This window comes from Trinickia violacea (assembly GCF_005280735.1).
GTDB classification, from domain to species: Bacteria; Pseudomonadota; Gammaproteobacteria; order Burkholderiales; family Burkholderiaceae; genus Trinickia_A; species Trinickia_A violacea.
Window position 1 is genome coordinate 2,454,675 of record NZ_CP040077.1, and the last position, 17,527, is coordinate 2,472,201.

Annotated in this window: 18 protein-coding genes; 3 read left to right on the forward strand and 15 right to left on the reverse strand. The window is 65.7% G+C overall.

The window, feature by feature from the left end:
* Positions 1 to 8 precede the first annotated feature (8 nt).
* The 7 genes from FAZ95_RS11135 to mltG all read right to left on the reverse strand — a co-directional run bounded on the left by FAZ95_RS11135 (position 9) and on the right by mltG (position 5,497).
* On the reverse strand, positions 9 to 365 hold the full coding sequence (locus tag FAZ95_RS11135) for a Rap1a/Tai family immunity protein (RefSeq protein ID WP_137332504.1): 357 nt from the start codon (positions 363 to 365) through the stop codon (positions 9 to 11).
* A 105-nt stretch (positions 366 to 470) separates the two neighbouring features.
* Positions 471 to 1,250, reverse strand: a complete 780-nt coding sequence (locus FAZ95_RS11140) for an ankyrin repeat domain-containing protein (RefSeq protein WP_137332505.1) — start codon at positions 1,248 to 1,250, stop codon at positions 471 to 473.
* Between the two features lie 51 nt (positions 1,251 to 1,301).
* Entirely contained in the window at positions 1,302 to 2,093 is a 792-nt protein-coding gene (locus FAZ95_RS11145) for a TatD family hydrolase (RefSeq protein WP_137332506.1), read from the reverse strand.
* 72 nt (positions 2,094 to 2,165) lie between these two features.
* Positions 2,166 to 2,684 (reverse strand): GNAT family N-acetyltransferase, encoded by a 519-nt coding sequence (locus FAZ95_RS11150; RefSeq protein WP_137332507.1) that lies wholly within the window; start codon positions 2,682 to 2,684, stop codon positions 2,166 to 2,168.
* Between the two features lie 91 nt (positions 2,685 to 2,775).
* Positions 2,776 to 3,807 (reverse strand): DNA polymerase III subunit delta', encoded by a 1,032-nt coding sequence (locus tag FAZ95_RS11155; RefSeq protein ID WP_137332508.1) that lies wholly within the window; start codon positions 3,805 to 3,807, stop codon positions 2,776 to 2,778.
* A 49-nt stretch (positions 3,808 to 3,856) separates the two neighbouring features.
* Complete coding sequence (tmk, locus tag FAZ95_RS11160) at positions 3,857 to 4,483, reverse strand: dTMP kinase (RefSeq protein ID WP_137332509.1); 627 nt, start codon at positions 4,481 to 4,483, stop codon at positions 3,857 to 3,859.
* A gap of 3 nt (positions 4,484 to 4,486) precedes the next feature.
* Positions 4,487 to 5,497: an endolytic transglycosylase MltG gene (gene mltG / locus FAZ95_RS11165; RefSeq protein WP_137332510.1), complete on the reverse strand. Its 1,011-nt coding sequence runs from the start codon at positions 5,495 to 5,497 to the stop codon at positions 4,487 to 4,489.
* A 78-nt stretch (positions 5,498 to 5,575) separates the two neighbouring features.
* On the opposite strand from mltG, the gene ygfZ reads away from it, so the two are divergent.
* Together ygfZ and FAZ95_RS11175 are read left to right on the forward strand one after the other, a co-directional pair.
* Entirely contained in the window at positions 5,576 to 6,652 is a 1,077-nt protein-coding gene (gene ygfZ, locus FAZ95_RS11170) for a CAF17-like 4Fe-4S cluster assembly/insertion protein YgfZ (protein ID WP_137332511.1), read from the forward strand.
* A 10-nt stretch (positions 6,653 to 6,662) separates the two neighbouring features.
* Complete coding sequence (locus tag FAZ95_RS11175) at positions 6,663 to 7,487, forward strand: NRDE family protein (RefSeq protein ID WP_137332512.1); 825 nt, start codon at positions 6,663 to 6,665, stop codon at positions 7,485 to 7,487.
* 72 nt (positions 7,488 to 7,559) lie between these two features.
* On the opposite strand, the gene FAZ95_RS11180 is transcribed toward FAZ95_RS11175, so the two are convergent.
* The 6 genes from FAZ95_RS11180 to FAZ95_RS11205 form a co-directional block, all read right to left on the reverse strand.
* Entirely contained in the window at positions 7,560 to 8,015 is a 456-nt protein-coding gene (locus FAZ95_RS11180) for a GNAT family N-acetyltransferase (RefSeq protein WP_137332513.1), read from the reverse strand.
* A gap of 55 nt (positions 8,016 to 8,070) precedes the next feature.
* Positions 8,071 to 9,030 (reverse strand): alpha/beta hydrolase, encoded by a 960-nt coding sequence (locus FAZ95_RS11185; RefSeq protein WP_137332514.1) that lies wholly within the window; start codon positions 9,028 to 9,030, stop codon positions 8,071 to 8,073.
* A gap of 2 nt (positions 9,031 to 9,032) precedes the next feature.
* Complete coding sequence (locus tag FAZ95_RS11190; protein WP_137332515.1) at positions 9,033 to 9,908, reverse strand: SDR family oxidoreductase; 876 nt, start codon at positions 9,906 to 9,908, stop codon at positions 9,033 to 9,035.
* A gap of 11 nt (positions 9,909 to 9,919) precedes the next feature.
* Positions 9,920 to 10,918, reverse strand: coding sequence for an NADP-dependent oxidoreductase (locus FAZ95_RS11195; RefSeq protein WP_137332516.1), 999 nt, complete (start codon positions 10,916 to 10,918; stop codon positions 9,920 to 9,922).
* 30 nt (positions 10,919 to 10,948) lie between these two features.
* A complete protein-coding gene (locus FAZ95_RS11200) occupies positions 10,949 to 11,446 on the reverse strand; it encodes a PaaI family thioesterase (protein WP_137332517.1) in 498 nt (165 codons plus the stop codon).
* Between the two features lie 76 nt (positions 11,447 to 11,522).
* Positions 11,523 to 12,476: a patatin-like phospholipase family protein gene (locus FAZ95_RS11205; RefSeq protein WP_137332518.1), complete on the reverse strand. Its 954-nt coding sequence runs from the start codon at positions 12,474 to 12,476 to the stop codon at positions 11,523 to 11,525.
* A gap of 392 nt (positions 12,477 to 12,868) precedes the next feature.
* Between FAZ95_RS11205 and FAZ95_RS11210 the strand changes: the two genes are divergently transcribed.
* Complete coding sequence (locus FAZ95_RS11210) at positions 12,869 to 14,839, forward strand: APC family permease (RefSeq protein ID WP_137332519.1); 1,971 nt, start codon at positions 12,869 to 12,871, stop codon at positions 14,837 to 14,839.
* Here FAZ95_RS11210 and FAZ95_RS11215 read toward each other — a convergent pair.
* Together FAZ95_RS11215 and FAZ95_RS11220 are read right to left on the reverse strand one after the other, a co-directional pair.
* Positions 14,733 to 16,085, reverse strand: coding sequence for a tetratricopeptide repeat protein (locus FAZ95_RS11215; RefSeq protein WP_137332520.1), 1,353 nt, complete (start codon positions 16,083 to 16,085; stop codon positions 14,733 to 14,735). The genes FAZ95_RS11210 and FAZ95_RS11215 overlap by 107 nt on opposite strands.
* A gap of 215 nt (positions 16,086 to 16,300) precedes the next feature.
* Positions 16,301 to 17,479 (reverse strand): acetyl-CoA C-acyltransferase, encoded by a 1,179-nt coding sequence (locus FAZ95_RS11220; protein WP_137332521.1) that lies wholly within the window; start codon positions 17,477 to 17,479, stop codon positions 16,301 to 16,303.
* Positions 17,480 to 17,527: the final 48 nt, after the last annotated feature.

Sequence of the window (17,527 nt, forward strand, 5' to 3'; positions counted from 1 at the left end):
GGTTCAGCTCATTCGTTCGGCTTGCACGGGAACGCCTTGCCAAGCCCAAGCGCGATCACCGTGCTCGCGTTGTAGTTCACGGAGTTCGGATTTTCGGCGACGTATTTGCGCACCGCATCGGTCATCTGCTGCGTGCGCGTGTCCGGCGGCAGGCAGAAATACTGGCCGACGCGCGGTCCGGTGGTACCGCCGATGGCGTCGATCGTGTTGTACACGCCGTCTGCGGCGCCTTCGATATAGGCTGCGCACGCGCTGCGCGATGCAACGTCGGTCCTCGTGCACAGCTTGTTGAGGTCGCCTCCCGTGAACGCGGCTGCCGTCAGCGGCACGGCCAGCGCGCCGGCGCATATCAAAGCCCGCAGCATGGTTTTCCTTTCATTTGAGCGGTGTATTGCGGTGTGGGGATCGGCGCGCTTTGTCGGTCCAGGCGCCGATTCAGTGAGCGCGGCGAGCGCCGCGCTGCAACTTCGTTATTTTGCACTGTTTTGTGACGGGGCAGAGGCTCCGGACGGGGTCGTCTGCATGTTCTGCAGCCGCGCCGCCAAGCCCTCGGCCACGTCCTTCGCGTGATATTGCTTCGCGAAATCGAGCGCGGTCAGGCCGAGCTGATTCTTGACGGTCGGATCGGCGCCCCCGTCGAGCAGCACCTTGACGGTCGTGATGTGGTTGCCGCGCGCGGCCATCATCAGCGGCGTCGTGCCGTTCGGCGAGCCGGCGTCGATGTAGGCCGAGTGGTCGATCAGGAGCTGCACGACCTCGTCCTGGCCGTTCGTCGCCGCGTAGTGCAACGGCGCCCAGCCCTTCTTGTTGACCTCGGCGCCCTTGCTGATCAGAAGCTTGACGAGGTCCACGTCGCCGTTCAGCGCGGCGAGCATCATCGCGTTCTCGCCGGCCGAGTCGAGCTTTTCGAGGTCCGTCTTCGGGTTCGCGATCAGTGCGGCGGCGACGTTGTCGGATTTTTCGCGCGCGGCGATCACGAGGATCGGCATGCCGTATTGGTCGACGAGGTTCGGGTCCATGCCGTTCGCGAGCTGCTTGTTGACTTCGCTGACGTCGTCGAACTTGACCGCCTTGATCATCGTATCGGTCGGCGTCGCAAACGCGTTCGGTGACGCGAGCGCCGCGCACATCAGGCCGCCCGCGAGCGCGAGCGTCAGGCGTCCGGCGCGGCGGCCGATCCCAGGGCGCCGCGCGCCCGAGCGGTTCGAAAGGGTGGCGACAGCGTGCGATTCAGTCGTGATATTTTTCATGTTAAACTTTAATTTCCTTCCCCAATGCTTTGATAATAATGGCGTTTTCGATCAAGCTGCGGCGGGCGCCGCGCGCTTGATCAGGCGGAAGAAGTTCTGCGTCGTGGCAGCCGCCAGCTCCGCTTCCGGCATCTCGCGCTGCTGCGCGATGAAGCGTCCGACATAACTTACGTACGCAGGTTCATTGGGTTTGCCGCGATATGGCACCGGCGCCAGGTACGGTGAGTCTGTTTCGATCAAAAGACGCTCGAGCGGCACGCGCCGCGCGACGTCCTGCACATCGGTCGCGTTCTTGAACGTGACGATGCCCGACAGCGAAATGTAAAAATTCTGCGCGAGCGCGCGCTCGGCAATCGCCCACGGCTCAGTGAAGCAATGCATCACGCCGCCCGGCACGCCCGCGCGTTCCTCTTCCATGATCCGCAGCGTGTCGTCGGCCGAAGAACGCGTATGGACGATGAGCGGCTTCATCGTCGCGTGCGCAGCGCGGATGTGAGTGCGAAAGCGCTCGCGCTGCCACTCCATGTCGTCGATCGTGCGGCCTTCGAGGCGGTAGTAGTCGAGACCGGTTTCGCCGATCGCGACGACCTTCGGATGCTCGGCCAGCTCCACCAGCTCGGCGACGCTCGGCTCTTTCGCATCCTCGTGATCGGGATGCACGCCGACCGACGCAAACACGTTGTCATACGAACGTGCGATATCGAGCACCGCCGGCAGCGTCTCCAGATCGACCGACACGCACAGCGCATGCGTGACCGAGTGCGCGCGCATGTTTTCGAGCACTTGGGGCAGGCGGTCGCCGAGACCTTCGAAGTTGATGTGGCAGTGCGAATCGACAAACATCGTGGGTTCCTGTGCTGCGTAAGGATGAGACTGCGGGATGAGACTACGTGGCGCGCGCTTCGAACAAGAGGGTCAGACCGCCGCCGCTTTGCCGTCCGCCAGCCGCCGCCCGAGGATCACAAGATCGCGCTCGACGCCATCGAGCACCGCCACACGCGGCAGGCGCCCCCACTCGTCGAAGCCGAAATGGCGAAAGAGCGCAAGGCTTGGCGCATTGTGGCCGAAGATGAAGCCGAGCACCGTATCGATGGAAAGGCTCGGGGCCACATCGAGCGCCGCGACGAGCAGCTTCTTGCCGAGTCCCTTGCCGCGCGCGCTCTCATCCAGATAGATGCTCACTTCGGCCGTGCGCGAGTAGGCGGGCCGCCCGTAGAAATCGGAGAAGCTGAGCCACGCGATCACCCGCCCCGCCTCTTCGACGACCCACAGCGGGCGCGCTTGCGGCCCATGCGCGTGAAACCATGCTGCGCGGCTTTCGACCGAGACCGGTTCGAGATCGGCCGTCACTTGGCGTCCCGCCACGGTCGAATTGTAGATGGCGACGATTGCGGGCAAATCGTCGAGCGTGGCGTCGCGGTAGAAATGGCTCATGGGAATCGGTTCTGAAAAAGGAACGAGGACGGCGGCCTTGCTGCTTCAAGCGACCGGCGACTCAGCCGGCCTCGGCCGGCTGTCAGGCACGTCATACAAACAGCTCGCGGTAGCCGATAAACAGCTCTTCGAAGACAAGGCGCGCGTTCAGCGGATGGTTCTCGACCGCGCGCTGACGCGTGACCGTCCGCATGAAACGCGCGAACGCGTTCGCATCGACCTGCGCCGAGCAGCGCGCGAGCGCGGCCGACGCCGCCGGGAAATAGCGCGGCGAGCCCGCCGTGCGTTCGGCGAGCAAATCGTAGAGCCAGCGCTGCATCCAGCCGATCACGACCGGCACCGGCAGCTTTTGCAGCGTCTCGCCGCACGCGAAGGCGTCGCAATCGGCACCTGCGGCGAGCTGCTTCAAGGTCCAGTCGCGCAGCACGCGGTTTTCGTCGGCGGCGAGCGCCAGCGCCGCGAGCGGCGCACCGCCCGCTTCGGCGAGAAGCGCCGCCGCGTCTTCGATGCCTTGCGCCGAGAGCCATTGCACGGCCGCCTCGGGAGCCGGCGTCGACATCGGCCATTGACGGCAACGGCTCACGATCGTCGGCAGCAGCCGGTCGACGCGTGCCGACACCATCAGGAACACGACCCCGGCGGGCGGCTCCTCCAGCGTCTTCAGCAGCGCGTTCGACGCCGCGACGTTGAGCGCTTCGGCCGGATACACGACGACCACCCGCGCCCCGCCGCGATGCGAACCGACGCCGACGAAATCGAGCAGTGCACGCACCTGCTCGATCTTGATCTCCTTGCTCGGCGTCTTGGTCTTCTTGCCGTCGTCGGCATCCGCTTTTTCGTCAGCGGCGGCCGCGGCAGCCGGGCCCGCCTCGGCGGCCAGCGCTTCCGGCAGCAAGATCCGATAGTCGGGGTGATTGCCTTGCGCGAACCAGTTGCAGGCGACGCACGCCCCGCAAGGCTCGCCATGTTGAGCAGGCGATTCGCACAAGAGCCCTTGCGCGAGATGTTGCGCGAAGCGCAGCTTGCCGATGCCGGCTTGGCCGTAGAGCAAGAGCGCATGCGGCCACTGCGCGCGCAGCTGTTGCAGGCGGTTCCAGTCGTCGGTTTGCCACGGGAAAATCATGTTGGGCTTTCGTTCGCTAGACGGTTGGTCGGGGGAATACGGCGGCGGATCACGCCGCGAGGCTCGCGATGACGCCTTCGAGCGTCGCCTGGATGCGCGGAATGCTCTGCGTCGCGTCGACGATCGCAAACCGGTGCGGCGCCTCTTCCGCGCGCCGCAGGTATTCGGCGCGCGTTCGCGTGAAGAACGCGTCCGTTTCACTCTCGAACTTGTCGGGCGCGCGCGCCGCGCCGCGCCGCTCGCTCGCGGTATCGGTCGGTACGTCGAACAGCACGGTCAAATCCGGACCGAAGCCGCCCTGCACCCAACGCTCGAGCGCTTCGAGCTTGTCTCGCGGCAAACCGCGGCCGCCGCCCTGGTACGCGAATGTCGCGTCGGTGAAGCGATCCGAGAGCACCCAGTCGCCGCGCGCGAGCGCCGGCTCGATCACTTGCGCCAGGTGTTCGCTGCGCGCCGCGAACATCAGCAGCGCCTCGGTCTCCAGATTCATCGGCTGATGCAGCAGGATCTCGCGCAGCGCTTCGCCAAGCGGCGTGCCGCCCGGCTCGCGTGTGACGACCACCGCGCGCCCCGAAGGTGCCAGCAACGCTTCGAGGCGCTTGCGAAACCAAGTCAGGTGCGTGGTCTTGCCCGCACCGTCGATGCCTTCGAACGTGATGAATTTCCCGCGCGTCATCGTTTACTGACCTCGAATGTATTTGTCGACGGCCTTGTTGTGGTCGTCGAGCGTGTCTGAGAATTGGCTGCTGCCGTCGCCGCGCGATACGAAGTAGAGCGCGCTGCTCGGCGCCGGATTCATCGCCGCCTGCAGCGAGGCGGCCCCCGGCAACGCGATCGGCGTCGGCGGCAGGCCGGCGCGCGTGTACGTATTGTAGGGAGTGTCGGTCTGCAGATCGCGCTTCTTCAAGTGGCCGGAATACGCGTCGCCCATGCCATAGATCACCGTCGGATCGGTCTGCAACGGCATGCCGATGCGCAGCCGGTTGTCGAACACCGCCGCGACGAGCGGGCGGTCGCCCGCCTTGCCCGTTTCCTTTTCGATCAGCGACGCCATGATCAGCGCCTCATAAGGCGTCTTGTAAGGCAGCCCCGGCGCGCGCGCCGACCATGCCTCGGTCAAGCGCAGCTTCATGAGCTTGTAGGCGCGGCGGTAGATGTCGACGTCGCTCGTGTCCTTGTCGAACAGATACGTATCGGGAAAGAACAGACCGTCGGCGTTCGTCAGGCCCGTTTCGGTCGCGCCGATCGCCGCGAGCAGATCGGCATCGCTCATGCCCACGGTGTCGTGCTTGACGGCCGGGTTCGAGTCGATCTCGGCGCGCATGCGCTTGAACGACCAGCCTTCGATGATCGTCGCGACATACTCGTTGACGTCGCCGCGCACCATTTTTTGCAGCAGATCGTACGGCGTGATGCCGGTCTTGAATTCGTAGTTGCCCGATTTGAGCTCGCTTTGGAGGCCCAGGACGCGCGTCATCGCGATGAACAGCTCGGGCTCGACCGGCACGCCGCCGCGATTGAGCTGCAGCGTGACGCTGCGCACGGTGCTGTGCGGCTTGATCGTGACGTCGAGTTCGGGCTGTGCGAGCGTGAGCGGACTCACCGCCCAATGGTAGCCGCCGGCGGCGGCCGCGCCGGCAAGCACGACAACGGCTGCCCCGAAAACGAGGCATTTCTTCAGAAGGGACATGCGGAACGTGACTCAGGTGGACCTCATATAATAACTGCTCGCCTACGCCAAAGTCAGGATTGACTGCTCACCGATTCCATGAATGTCCCCAACGCTTCAGCGACACCCGCGCCGGCCGTGACGGCACCTAATGCGGCCAACCCGGCAGCGGCCGCTCCGTTGCCGCTCCTGCCCCGGCCTGCGGCCGCCGAATTCGAGGCAGTCCTCGAGCGCGGCGCCTACACGACGCTTACGCAGTTCGGCGTGATCGACGTGCACGGCGACGATGCCGCGAGCTTCCTGCATAGCCAGCTCACGAACGACGTCCAGCACCTCGATGCCGCCACGGCGCGCCTTGCCGGCTATTGCTCGGCGAAGGGACGCCTGCTCGCGTCGCTCCTGAGCTGGCGCACGGGCGACACGATTCGCCTCTTGATTTCGAAGGATCTGCAAGCGGCGGTGCAAAAGCGCCTGTCGATGTTCGTGCTGCGCGCGAAAGCCAAGCTCGCGGACGCGAGCGGGCAGCTGACGGTGGTCGGCCTTGCGGGCGACGTCCGGAAAGCGCTGTCGCATGTTTTCGACGCGTTGCCTGATGCCGTGCACGTGCAAGTCGACGGCCCTGCGGGCTCGTTGATTCGCGTGCCCGATGCGGCCGGCCGCCCGCGCTATCTATGGATCGGGCCGCAGGCGGAAGTCGCCGCGCGCCTGCCCAAGCTGGAGGGCGCGCTGACGCCGGTGTCGCCTGCTGTTTGGGACTGGCTCGACATTCGCGCGGGTGAGCCGCGCATCACGCAGCCGGTGGTCGAGCAGTTCGTCCCGCAGATGGTCAACTTCGACGTGCTCGGCGGCGTGAATTTCCGCAAGGGCTGCTATCCGGGGCAAGAGATCGTCGCTCGCAGCCAGTACCGAGGCACGATCAAGCGGCGCATGGCGCTCGCGAACGTCGCCGGGGAGTTGGCCGAAGTCCGCGCGGGCAGCGAACTCTTTCACTCGGACGACCCGGGCCAGCCGTGCGGACAGATCGTCAATGCGGCATCGGCGCCCGAAGGCGGCGTCGATGCGCTCGTCGAGATCAAGCTCGCGGCGCTCGAAGGCGGCTCGGTGCATCTGGGCGCGGCCGAGGGCCCCGCGCTGCGTTTCCTGACATTGCCGTACTCGTTGCCGGCCGAAGTGTGAGGTCGGCGCAATGTGCCTGATCGTCTTCGACTGGCGGCCCGCTGCCGTTCACGGCCCGCTGCTCACGCTGACCGCCAATCGCGACGAATACTTACGGCGCACGGCCGATCCGCTCGCGTGGTGGGCTGATGCGCCTGCTCTCCTCGCCGGACGCGATCTCGCAGCGGGCGGGACCTGGCTGGGCGTGTCGCGCGACGGACGTTTCGCGGCGCTGACCAACTACCGCGCGCCGAACGACATGCGCCCGGACGCGCCCACGCGCGGCACGCTCGTATCGGCGTATCTGCGGGGCGCCCCGCTCGCGCCGCTCGACTACCTTCATCGCGTCGCCGAACACGGCGCGGCCTACAACGGCTTCAATCTGCTCGCCGGCGATTTCACGCGGCGCGAACTGGGCTGGTATTGCAACCGATCGTCCGCCGCGCCGATCCTGCTCGATACCGGCGTGCACGCGATCTCGAACGCGGTGCTCGATACGCCGTGGCCGAAGCTCGTGAGAAAACGCGATGAATTGCGCCGGCTGCTCGAGCGCGATCCGGCGCCGCCGCTCGCTTCGCTGATTGAATTGATGCGCGACCCACGCACGGCTCACGACGACGAATTGCCGTCGACGGGCCTCCCCCTGGAGCGGGAACGCGCGCTGTCGGCGGCTTTCATCGAGACACCGGAATACGGCACGCGCGGCACGACGGCGCTGCGGGTGAACGCGCGCGATGCGGGATTCTCAGTCGATATCGTCGAACGCAGCGATGACGACGGCACGCATCAACTCGTGCGGCCCGGCAACTTCGAGCGGTCGTTTGCCTTCGAGATCGAGCGAAACGCACTCGGCTAAAGCGCGCTCGCGCAGCGTTTCGTCCCATGAGCGGCTATCGCGCTGCACGCGCGCTCATTGAGCACGAAACCCTCAAGCCTCCGCCTCCGGCCCGCGCAGCACGCGCACCATCTGGACGTGCGGTATGCCGGCCTCCACGAACTCCTCCCCGATGACCGCGAAGCCGTGCCGTAGATAAAACGACACCGCGGAACGCTGAGCATACAGCTCGACATGCGCGTCGCCGCGCTGCTGGGCATGGCCGATCAGCGTTTCGAGCACGCTCGAACCGACGCCGCCGCGCCTCGCTTCCCGAAGCACCGCCACACGGCCGATCGCCCCCGTCGCCAGCAAGCGGCCCGTGCCGACCGGATGACGCTCGCCGCGCCGCTCGCTGTATGCGACGGCATGCAGCGCATCGGTGTCGGCCGCGTCCCATTCGAGGTCCGCGGGAATTTGCTGCTCGCGCACGAAGACGGCGTCGCGCACGCGCGCGGCGTCGAGACCGAGCGTCGCCCAGTCGCCTACGTGCAGGATGATCTTGCTCATCGACCTCTCCCCGGCGCACGCGCGTCACGCGCGGCACACGCCGTCTTTGCCAACGTCAATCCGTCTCGAACGCGATGCGCAGCGCCGCCGCCGCTTCGGCGTGCGCGCGCGCCACCTCCGGCACGAAGCCGCCCATCTTGAAGAATTCGTGAATCATGCCCGCATAGCGCTTGAGCGTCACGACGTTGCCCAGCGCCGAGAGCTTCCCGGCGTACGCCTCGCCTTCGTCCGAAAGCGGATCGAATTCGGCCGTCGCGATCCACGCGGGAGCCAAGCCGCTGAACGACGGCGCAGCGCGCGTGCCGTCGAGCGGCGCGAAGCGCCAGTCGTCGCGATCGGACGCATCGCGCAGATACTGCCCGAAAAACCACTGAATCGTCTCGCCGGACAATAAAAAACCGTCGCCGAGGCGCAGATGCGAATCCGTCTCCTGGTGCCCGGTCGTGCCGGGATAGATCAGGAGCTGCAGCGCGAGCCCGAGCCCGGCGTCGCGGGCGAGCACGGCGCACACCGTCGCCAGCGTGCCGCCGGCGCTGTCGCCGCCGACGGCGAGGCGCGTCGCATCGACGCCGTACGTCAGCGCGTTTTCGGCGAGCCAGCTGAGCGCGTCGAAGGCATCGTCGACGGCGGTCGGAAACTTGTGCTCGGGCGCCAAGCGATAGTCGACCGACAGCACGGCGCAACGCGCATCGCGCGCGAACATGCGGCACAGCGCGTCGTGCGTGTCGACGCTGCCGACCGTGAAGCCGCCGCCGTGGAAGTAGACGAGCGCAGGCGCCGGTTCCGCCCAGCTCGGCTCGGCAGGCTGATAAAGCCGCGCGCGGATGTGCGCGCCGTCGCGCGTCGGCACCTTGAGATCGTCGACGGAGAACATCTTCGCCGCAGCGATTTCGAGAATCGGCGCGCTCTTCTCATAGGACGCGCGCGCGGCCTGCGGCGTCAGGTCGTGATAGGCGGGACGCTTCGCACGCGCAATCATGTCGAGCACCTGCCCGACCTTGGGGTTGAGCGGCATCGTTAATCGCGGACTTCGGGTTTGAGCGCGGGTTTGAGCGAATACGGATCGGTCGGCGCGCGCATCTGTTCGATATCCTCATGACGCAGCCGCACGCTCTCCAAAATGCTCGGATGCGTGATGATATAGAAACGCCGCTCGCGAATCGCGTCGAACGTGAGCTCGGCGACATCGTCGGCCGACAGCTTGCCGCCGCGTACCGCCTTCTGAAGCTGCCTGCCGGCGAGGACCTGCGACGCCGTCACGGGCGCATCGTTGCGCAATTCGGCTGGACGCGCGCGCTCGGCATCGGCGATGCCGGTCGGCACGAAGGCCGGGCACAGCAGCGAGCAGCCCACGGGACCGCCCGCATTGCGCAAGTCGTGAAAGAGCGTCTCGGTCAACGCCACGACCGCGTGTTTCGACGCGTTGTAGATGCCCATCGACGGCGGCGACAGCAAGCCCGCCACCGAGGCCGTGTTGACGATATGCGCGGGCTCGTTCTGCCGCAGCATGATCGGCGTGAAGACGCGTACGCCGTGCGCGACGCCCATCACGTTGACGCCGAACACCCAGGCCCAGTCGTTCGCGCTGCTTTCCCACAGGAAGCCACCCGCGCCGACGCCCGCGTTGTTGAAGAGCAGATGCGCCTTGCCGAAGGCGTCGAGCGCGCGTTGCGCGAGCGCTTCGACCGCGTTGCCGTTCGACACGTCGGTCGGTACGCCGATCGCTTCGACGCCCTGCGCGGTGAGCGCGTCGACGACCTCGGCAAGCGCGCGCGCATCAACATCCGCCAGCACGAGCTTCATGCCGAGCGCGGCGCCCTTCGCCGCGAATGCCCGGCCGAAGCCGCTCGCCGCGCCGGTAATGACCGCGACCTTGCCTGCGAAATGCTCCATCTCGTCTCCGATCAAATCAGCTTGACGAGCTGCTTGCCGAAATTCTTGCCGGTCAAGAGCCCCATGAACGCTTCCGGGGCGCTTTCGAGCCCTTGCGAAATCGTCTCGCGATACTGCAGTTTCTTTTGCGCGACGAGTCCGCCGAGTTCGCGCAGCGCTTCGGGCCAGACATCGAGGTGCTCGAGGATGATGAAGCCCTGCACCAAAAGGCGCGAGCGCAGGAGGATGGAGGGCTGCGTAATCGGTGTGGGCTCGCCGTTGTAGCCCGCGATCATCCCGCAGAGCGCGATCCGGCCGAACGCATTCATGCGCGCGAGCGTGGCGTTGAGCACTTCGCCGCCGACGTTCTCGAAGTACCCGTCGATGCCGTCCGGCGTCGCCGCCTTCAGGTCTGGGTACAGATTGCCGGCCTTGTAGTCGACGCAGGCGTCGAAGCCGAGCGTCTCGACCACGTAGCGGCATTTGTCGGGCCCGCCCGCGATGCCGACCGCGCGGCACCCCGCCAACTTGGCCAGCTGCCCCACGACGCCGCCGACCGCGCCGCTCGCCGCGCTCACGACGATCGTCTGCCCGGCGCGCGGCGCGATGATCTTGTTCAGGCCGTACCAGGCCGTCACGCCCGGCATGCCGACCACGCCGAGATAGGCGGAAAGCGGCACGTGCGTGTCGTCGACTTTATGCAGGCCGACGCCGTCTGACGTGCCGTACTCCTGCCAGCCGAGCGCCCCGACCACCTTGTCGCCGACGGCGAACGCGGGGTGGTTCGATTCGACCACTTCGCCCACCGTGCCGCCGATCATCACTTCGTTGAGCGGCTGCGGCTCGGCATACGACTTCGCATCGCTCATGCGTCCGCGCATGTAAGGGTCGAGCGACAGATAGTGATTGCGCACGCGGACCTGACCGGGACCGAGCGCGCCAAGGGGCGTTTCGACGAGCTTGAAGTTGTCGGGCGTGACCGCGCCTTGCGGACGCGATACGAGCAGAATCTGGCGATTGGTTTGGGTCATGTCAGTCATCCTCCTTCGTTGTCTTTGGTGTCAGCCGTCGCTCGGACCGGGCTTGACGGGTGGCGCGCGGCGCCGGCGCTGCTCGACGACATCGCGGCCCACGGCGAGCCGGCGCATGTACTTGAACGTGCCGAGCGCCTTCGCGACGAAATGGCCTTCGCTGTCGCGGACCTCGCCTTCGCAATAGGCCATGGTGGTCGAACGGTGCAGCACGCGGCCGAACGCGCGCAGCTCGCCGCGGCCCGGCTGCATGAAGTTCACTTTCATTTCCACGGTAACGACGCCGACGCCCTCATCCGCGAGACTGCGTGCCGCGGTGGCGAGCGCGACGTCGGCGAGCGTCATCGTGATCCCGCCGTGCGCGACGTCCCAGGTGTTCAAGTGCGTGTCGGCGAGCGTCAGCGCGAGCTCGCTCGCGCCGTTCGCAGCCGTTACGAGACGCACGCCGAGGTGATCGACGAACGGACTTTCGATGGCGGGCGGCGCCTGCGAGACGTTGGGCTTGGCGGGGTTTTGGGGATCGCTCATCGCGGGATTCTTGATGATGGTTGCAGCAACTCGCGAAATGATAACCGCATCCCTACACCGGGCAACGAAGGCGGGTTCAATCCAACCCCAAGTGCGCCCGGATCGCCGGCATCATCCGCTCGACGGCCGCGCGACCCTCGGCGATCGCCGGCGCCGCGCGATGAAAATCGAAGATGCTCATGCCGCCCAAGCGCGGCTGAATCAGGATGTCGGCCGGCTCGCCCGCGAGGCGGCTGCGCGTGATGCGCACCTGCATGATGTCGATGCTCTGCGCCATCGAGCTCAGCACTGACGGCACGCGTGCGCTCGGCTCGGGCGACGTTTCCGCGTCGCCGTCGACATAGTCAGGATTGGGCTGCAGCCACTTCGGCCACGGCTTGCCGTTGCGCCGCAGGCTGCCGGGCGGCGGCGCATCGGGATCGACCGCCGGCGGCTCGCCAACCAGGCCGCCCAGATCGCGCCCGTTCAAAAGGTCGTTGGTCAGATCGATCGCGATCACGAAATCGGCGCGCATCGCGCGCGCGGCGGAAACCGGGACCGGGTTGGACAAACCGCCGTCCACGAGCCACACGCCCTCGTGCCAGACCGGCGTAAACAGACCCGGAATCGCGATCGACGCGCGCACGGCGTCCACGACACTGCCGTCCTGCAGCCAGATCTCGCGGCCCGTATCGAGCTCGGTCGCGACCGCGGCATACGGCATCTTCAGCGCGCCGATCTCCGATCCGTTGAATCGATTCGCGAAGACCTGAATCACCTTCTTGCCGCCTAGCAGGCCGCCCGAAATCTGCAGATCCAGAAGCCGCACGACAGTCTGCCAAGTCAGGCGCGACACCCATTCCTCGAGCCAGTCGAGGTCGCCGTTCGCGTACACGGCGCCGACGAGCGCACCGATCGACGTGCCGCACACGACGTCCGGCCGAACGCCGGCTTCGAGCAGGGCGCGAATCGCGCCGATATGGGCCCAGCCTCGCGCGGCGCCGCCGCCCAAGACGAGTCCGATGCGGGGCGCGCGGGTCAGACGTCGCATAGCGCGCCCTCCCGCCTGCTCATCACCCCCAAGTCGGGAAAAGAAACGCATGACAGGCTCAAATTCATCGTTATGTCCGTATTGTGACTCTGGATATCGAACCGCGCTGGCGCGCGTCGCAGCGGTGCGCTGCCTGCCGCACATACGATGCGGCTCGAAGCGTGCGTGATGGGTGCACATCGACCGCTCGCGGTTAATGCAATCCTTGCCGCTCGAAATCGTACACAAACGATTCCCGTGCTGCCTTGAACCGGGCTACTAATCAGGCGCCAAAAGCTGGCGCGCCACGTCCTCACGGCTTTCAAATCGTCAGCTTCCAGTAGACCGGGTATCGCCGACTTGGCATGCGTTACCGATCTGCCCTACATTTCGAGGCAAAACCGGGAGACCCCATGGCCGCCTTCGGCAAGATGTGGCAGTTGATCGTCGGCAAACCGCTCGATCCGCTCGATCCCCGCACACGCCACGCGATCGCCGTGACGCCGATCCTCGCCTGGGTCGGGCTCGGCGCGGACGGTCTCTCGTCGTCGTGCTACGGCCCCGAGGAGGCCTTCCTCGCGCTCGGCCATCACACGCCGCTCGCGCTCTTTCTCGCGGTGGCCACGGCCGCGACCGTCTTCATCATCGCGCTCGGCTACAACCAGGTCATCGAGCTGTTCCCCACCGGGGGCGGCGGCTATCGCGTCGCGACCGCGCTCTTGGGGCCGCGGCCCGGGCTCGTGTCGGGCGCGGCGCTTCTCGTCGACTACGTGCTGACGGTGGCGACATCGCTGGCGAGCGGCGTCGATGCATTCTTCAGCCTTTTGCCGGTCGGCGCGCAAGAATTCAAGCTCGCCACCGAATTGATCCTCATCGTGCTCATGACGGGGCTCAACTTCCGCGGGATGAGGGAATCGATCCTCGTGCTGCTGCCGATTTTCATGGGCTTCGTGGTGCTGCATCTCGGGCTCATCGTGTACGGCGTGGCGGTGCACGGCAATCACCTGGGCGGCGTCGTGCCGGGCGCGTTCAGCGAAGCGCACAGCATGTCGCACGCGTTCGGTCCGATCGTGGTGATCGCGCTCCTGATGCGCGCGTTCTCGCTCGGCGGCGGGACCTATACCGGTCTCGAAGCCGTGTCGAACAACGTCAACATGCTCGCCGAGCCGCGCGTGCCGAACGGCAAATGGACGATGTTCTACATGGCGACCTCGCTCGCGTTCACCGCCGGCGGCATCATCCTGCTCTACATGCTCTGGAATGCGCAGCCAGTCGAAGGACAGACGCTCAATGCGGTGGTCTTCGGCAGCGTGATCGACCATATGGGGCTCGGCTCGTCATTCGCGCGGCATGCGCTGCTCGCGGCGGTCCTCGCGTTCGAGGCGGGCTTGCTGCTCGTCGGCGCGCAAACGGGCTTTCTCGACGGGCCCGCGGTGCTGTCGAACATGGCGTCGGATTCCTGGGTGCCGCGCCACTTCCGCGATCTGTCGACGCGGCTCGTGCGGCAGAACGGCATCATCGTGATGGGCGTCGCGAGCCTGTTGATTCTTGGCTGGACACACGGCAACGTCGACGTGCTCGTCGTGCTCTACAGCATCAACGTGTTCCTCACGTTCAGCTTGTCACTCCTCGGCTTATGCACGTATTGGTGGCAGCACCGCCGCGAAGGCAAGCATTGGCTCACGCACTTTGCCCTCTCGGCGCTTGGCCTGTCGGTGACGGCGACAGTGCTCGTCATCACGCTGATCGAAAAATTCACGGCGGGCGGTTGGCTGACGGTGCTGGTCACGAGCGCGGTGATCGCGCTGTGCTTTCTCATCAAGCGTCACTACACGGATACGCGCGCGCAGCTCGCGAAGGAAGATGCGCTCTTCGCGGGCGCCGCGCCCACCGTCGCCGAACCGGGCCCGGGCAAGCCGGACCCGTCGCTGCCGACCGCGATCCTGCTCGTCGGCAAGCATCGCGGCGCGAGCATGCACGCGCTCCTCTGGGTGAACCGGCTCTTTCCGGGGCACTTCAAGAACGTGATTTTTCTGGCGGTCGGCGAAGTCGATGCGAAAGCCTACGAAGGCGCGGAGCATTTGGACCGCTTGCAGAAGACGATCTCGACGGCGCTCGAGTATTACGTGGCGCACTGCCGCCGCAACGGCATGGCGTCGGATTATCGGATCGCGTTCGGCACGCATCCGATCGGCGAATTCATGAAGCTCGCCGAGACGACCATGGACGAGTTTCCGAACAGCGTCTGCTTCGCGAGCAAGCTGATCTTCAAGCGCGTCAACTTCCTGACGGCGTGGCTGCACAACCAGACGCCGGTCGAAATTCAGACACGCTTGCATCTGCAGGGCAGGCAGATGGTGTTGCTGCCGATGAACGTGGGGTGAGCCGGTCGCGCACCCGCGCGATCGCCTCGCGCACATCCGGATCGGATTTCCCAGTCGCCTCGTCCACTTGCTGATAGCGCTTCAACGCGGCCTCGAGATTCCCGGAACGTTCCTCGCAAGCAGCCACGTTGAACGCGACCGACGTGTTGGCCGGATTCGATGTCACAAACGACGACCACCGCGGACACGCATGGTCGAAGCGTCCCGCGCGCGCAAATTCCAATGCCCGGTTGAAAGGCTCGACGGAGCGCGGGTCGAGTCCTGCTATGTCGTCCTTGTACTTTATCGCGGTCTTTTGCTCGTAGGGTGCGATATCCTCGCGCACCTGCAGCCACGCTTCGCTCATCGCCTGCGCCTTCAACGCCTGATCCGACGCTTCGACGCCCGCATCGTTGCACCACGTCGAACTCGCCGACGTGGTTTTGGTTTCGTTATAAATGACTTTCCCTCGCCTGAACGCAACCAGGCGCGGGGTCAGCTTGAACGTCAGCGTCTTGGTGGTGCAGCGAACCTCTTTCGTGTCGCAATCCGAGACCTTGCCCGACGGGCAAAACGTGCGTGCCGCAGTGGAACTCGTTTGGACGATCGGAAGGATATTGGCCGAGCCGCTATAGACCGCATCGGCGCGCGTTAATGCGCCGTAAGTCTCCACGGACCTGGCGTTCCCCTTCGAAGCCGTTTTCGGAGCGAGGCTCGAGATCGCCCCCGCAAGCTTCGAGACCGACGCGGGAACACCCGGGATGGCTCCGGAAGCATTCGGAACCGATGGCGCACTCAGGTTCGAAGCAGCAGTGCGGGCGAGGCTTGATGCCGACGGCACATTGACGTTTGCCGCAGACAAGGCGTTGAGACTCGACAGCGAGTTCAGCGCAAAGTTCGCGACTGATTTCGGATCGAGACCAGCCAGCGACTGCGGGTCAAGGCCAGACACCGACGGCGAGCCGTTACCCGATAACGACTGCTGCATCAAATCCACGACCGCCGGGTCCATCTCGCGCCATTCATAGATGGTGAAATACGAGCGCCCTTCGTAGCGGACCGACGCGAGCAGGCGCTCGAAATCGTCCGTTGCCTCAGCGCCGACGTTGCCGTCCATCGGAAGCAAGGCGATGCGCCGATAGTGAGCCGCGTCGGACCTTGCTCCATATTGGTTCACTGTGGCAGGCTTCGTCGGCGTTGCGCATCCAGCCAGCAAAAACGCGCTCGCGAGCCCGATCGGACTCACGATGCGTTTCAAGATATCCATGCGCGGATTCGATACGACTCGGGACAAGAACGGCAGCGGTCTCATAAGCGATTGCGATTAAGCACGATAAGGCACGAATTTCACGAACCCCAATCGTAACTTGCTAAACGCTTACTCAATCTCGGAATTGCCCTGACGCTCGCGGCATATCGCAACGTTCCCGCCATATGCCGCTCTTTTGTCCCGCACTGCCGACCTGGTTCAACCTCGCGCGGCTAGACGATCTCGAACAGTCCCGCCGCGCCCTGCCCGCCGCCGATGCACATCGTCACGACCACATGCTTCGCGCCGCGCCGGCGTCCTTCGATCAGCGCGTGCCCCGTGAGCCGCGCGCCCGACACGCCGTACGGATGCCCGACCGCGATCGCCCCGCCGTTCACGTTCAGGCGCTCGTTCGGAATCCCGAGCTTGTCGCGGCAGTAGAGCACTTGCACGGCGAACGCTTCATTGAGTTCCCACAAGTCGATGTCCTCGACTTTCAAGCCGGCTTGCTTCAACAGCTTCGGCACCGCGAACACCGGACCAATGCCCATTTCGTCCGGCTCGCAACCCGCTACCGCAAAGCCGCGGAAGATGCCGAGCGGCTGCAAGCCTTCGCGTTCGGCCACCGTCGCGTTCATCACGACGCAGGCCGACGCGCCGTCCGAAAACTGGCTCGCGTTGCCCGCGGTGATCACGCCGCCGGGCAGCGCGGTGCGGATCTTCGAGACGCCTTCGAGCGTCGTATCGGCGCGGATGCCTTCGTCGGCGGCAATCGTCACCTCCTGGGTATAGAGACGTCCGGTTGCCTTGTCGGCGACGCCGGCCAGCACCGTCATCGGCACGATCTCGTCGCCGAACTTGCCCGCCGCCTGCGCAGCCGCCGCGCGTTGTTGCGACTGCACGCCGTACTCGTCCTGCCGATCCTTCGAAATGCCGTAGCGCTGCGCGACGTTCTCGGCCGTCTGCAGCATCGACCAGTAGATCTCGGGCTTGTTCTTCTGCAGCCAGCCTTCGGCCATCATGTGGCGATTCATCTCGTTCTGCACGCACGAGATCGACTCGACGCCGCCCGCCACGTAGACGTCGCCTTCCCCCGCGATCACGCGCTGCGCGGCCAGCGCGATCGTCTGCAGGCCCGACGAGCAGAAGCGGTTGACCGTCATGCCCGGCACGCTGACCGGCAGCCCGGCGCGCAATGCAATCTGCCGCGCGATGTTGGCGCCCGTCGCGCCTTCGGGATTCGCGCAGCCCATCACGACGTCCTCGACGCGCGCGGGATCGATCCCGGCGCGCGCGATCGCAGCCTTCGTGACATGGCCGCCCATCGTCGCGCCATGCGTCATGTTGAAGGCGCCGCGCCACGATTTCGCGAGGCCGGTGCGTGCGGTCGATACGATTACAGCATCCGTCATGTGTCTCTCCAGTGTCGGCCGGAGTCAGCGCCTAAGCGCTTACTCTGG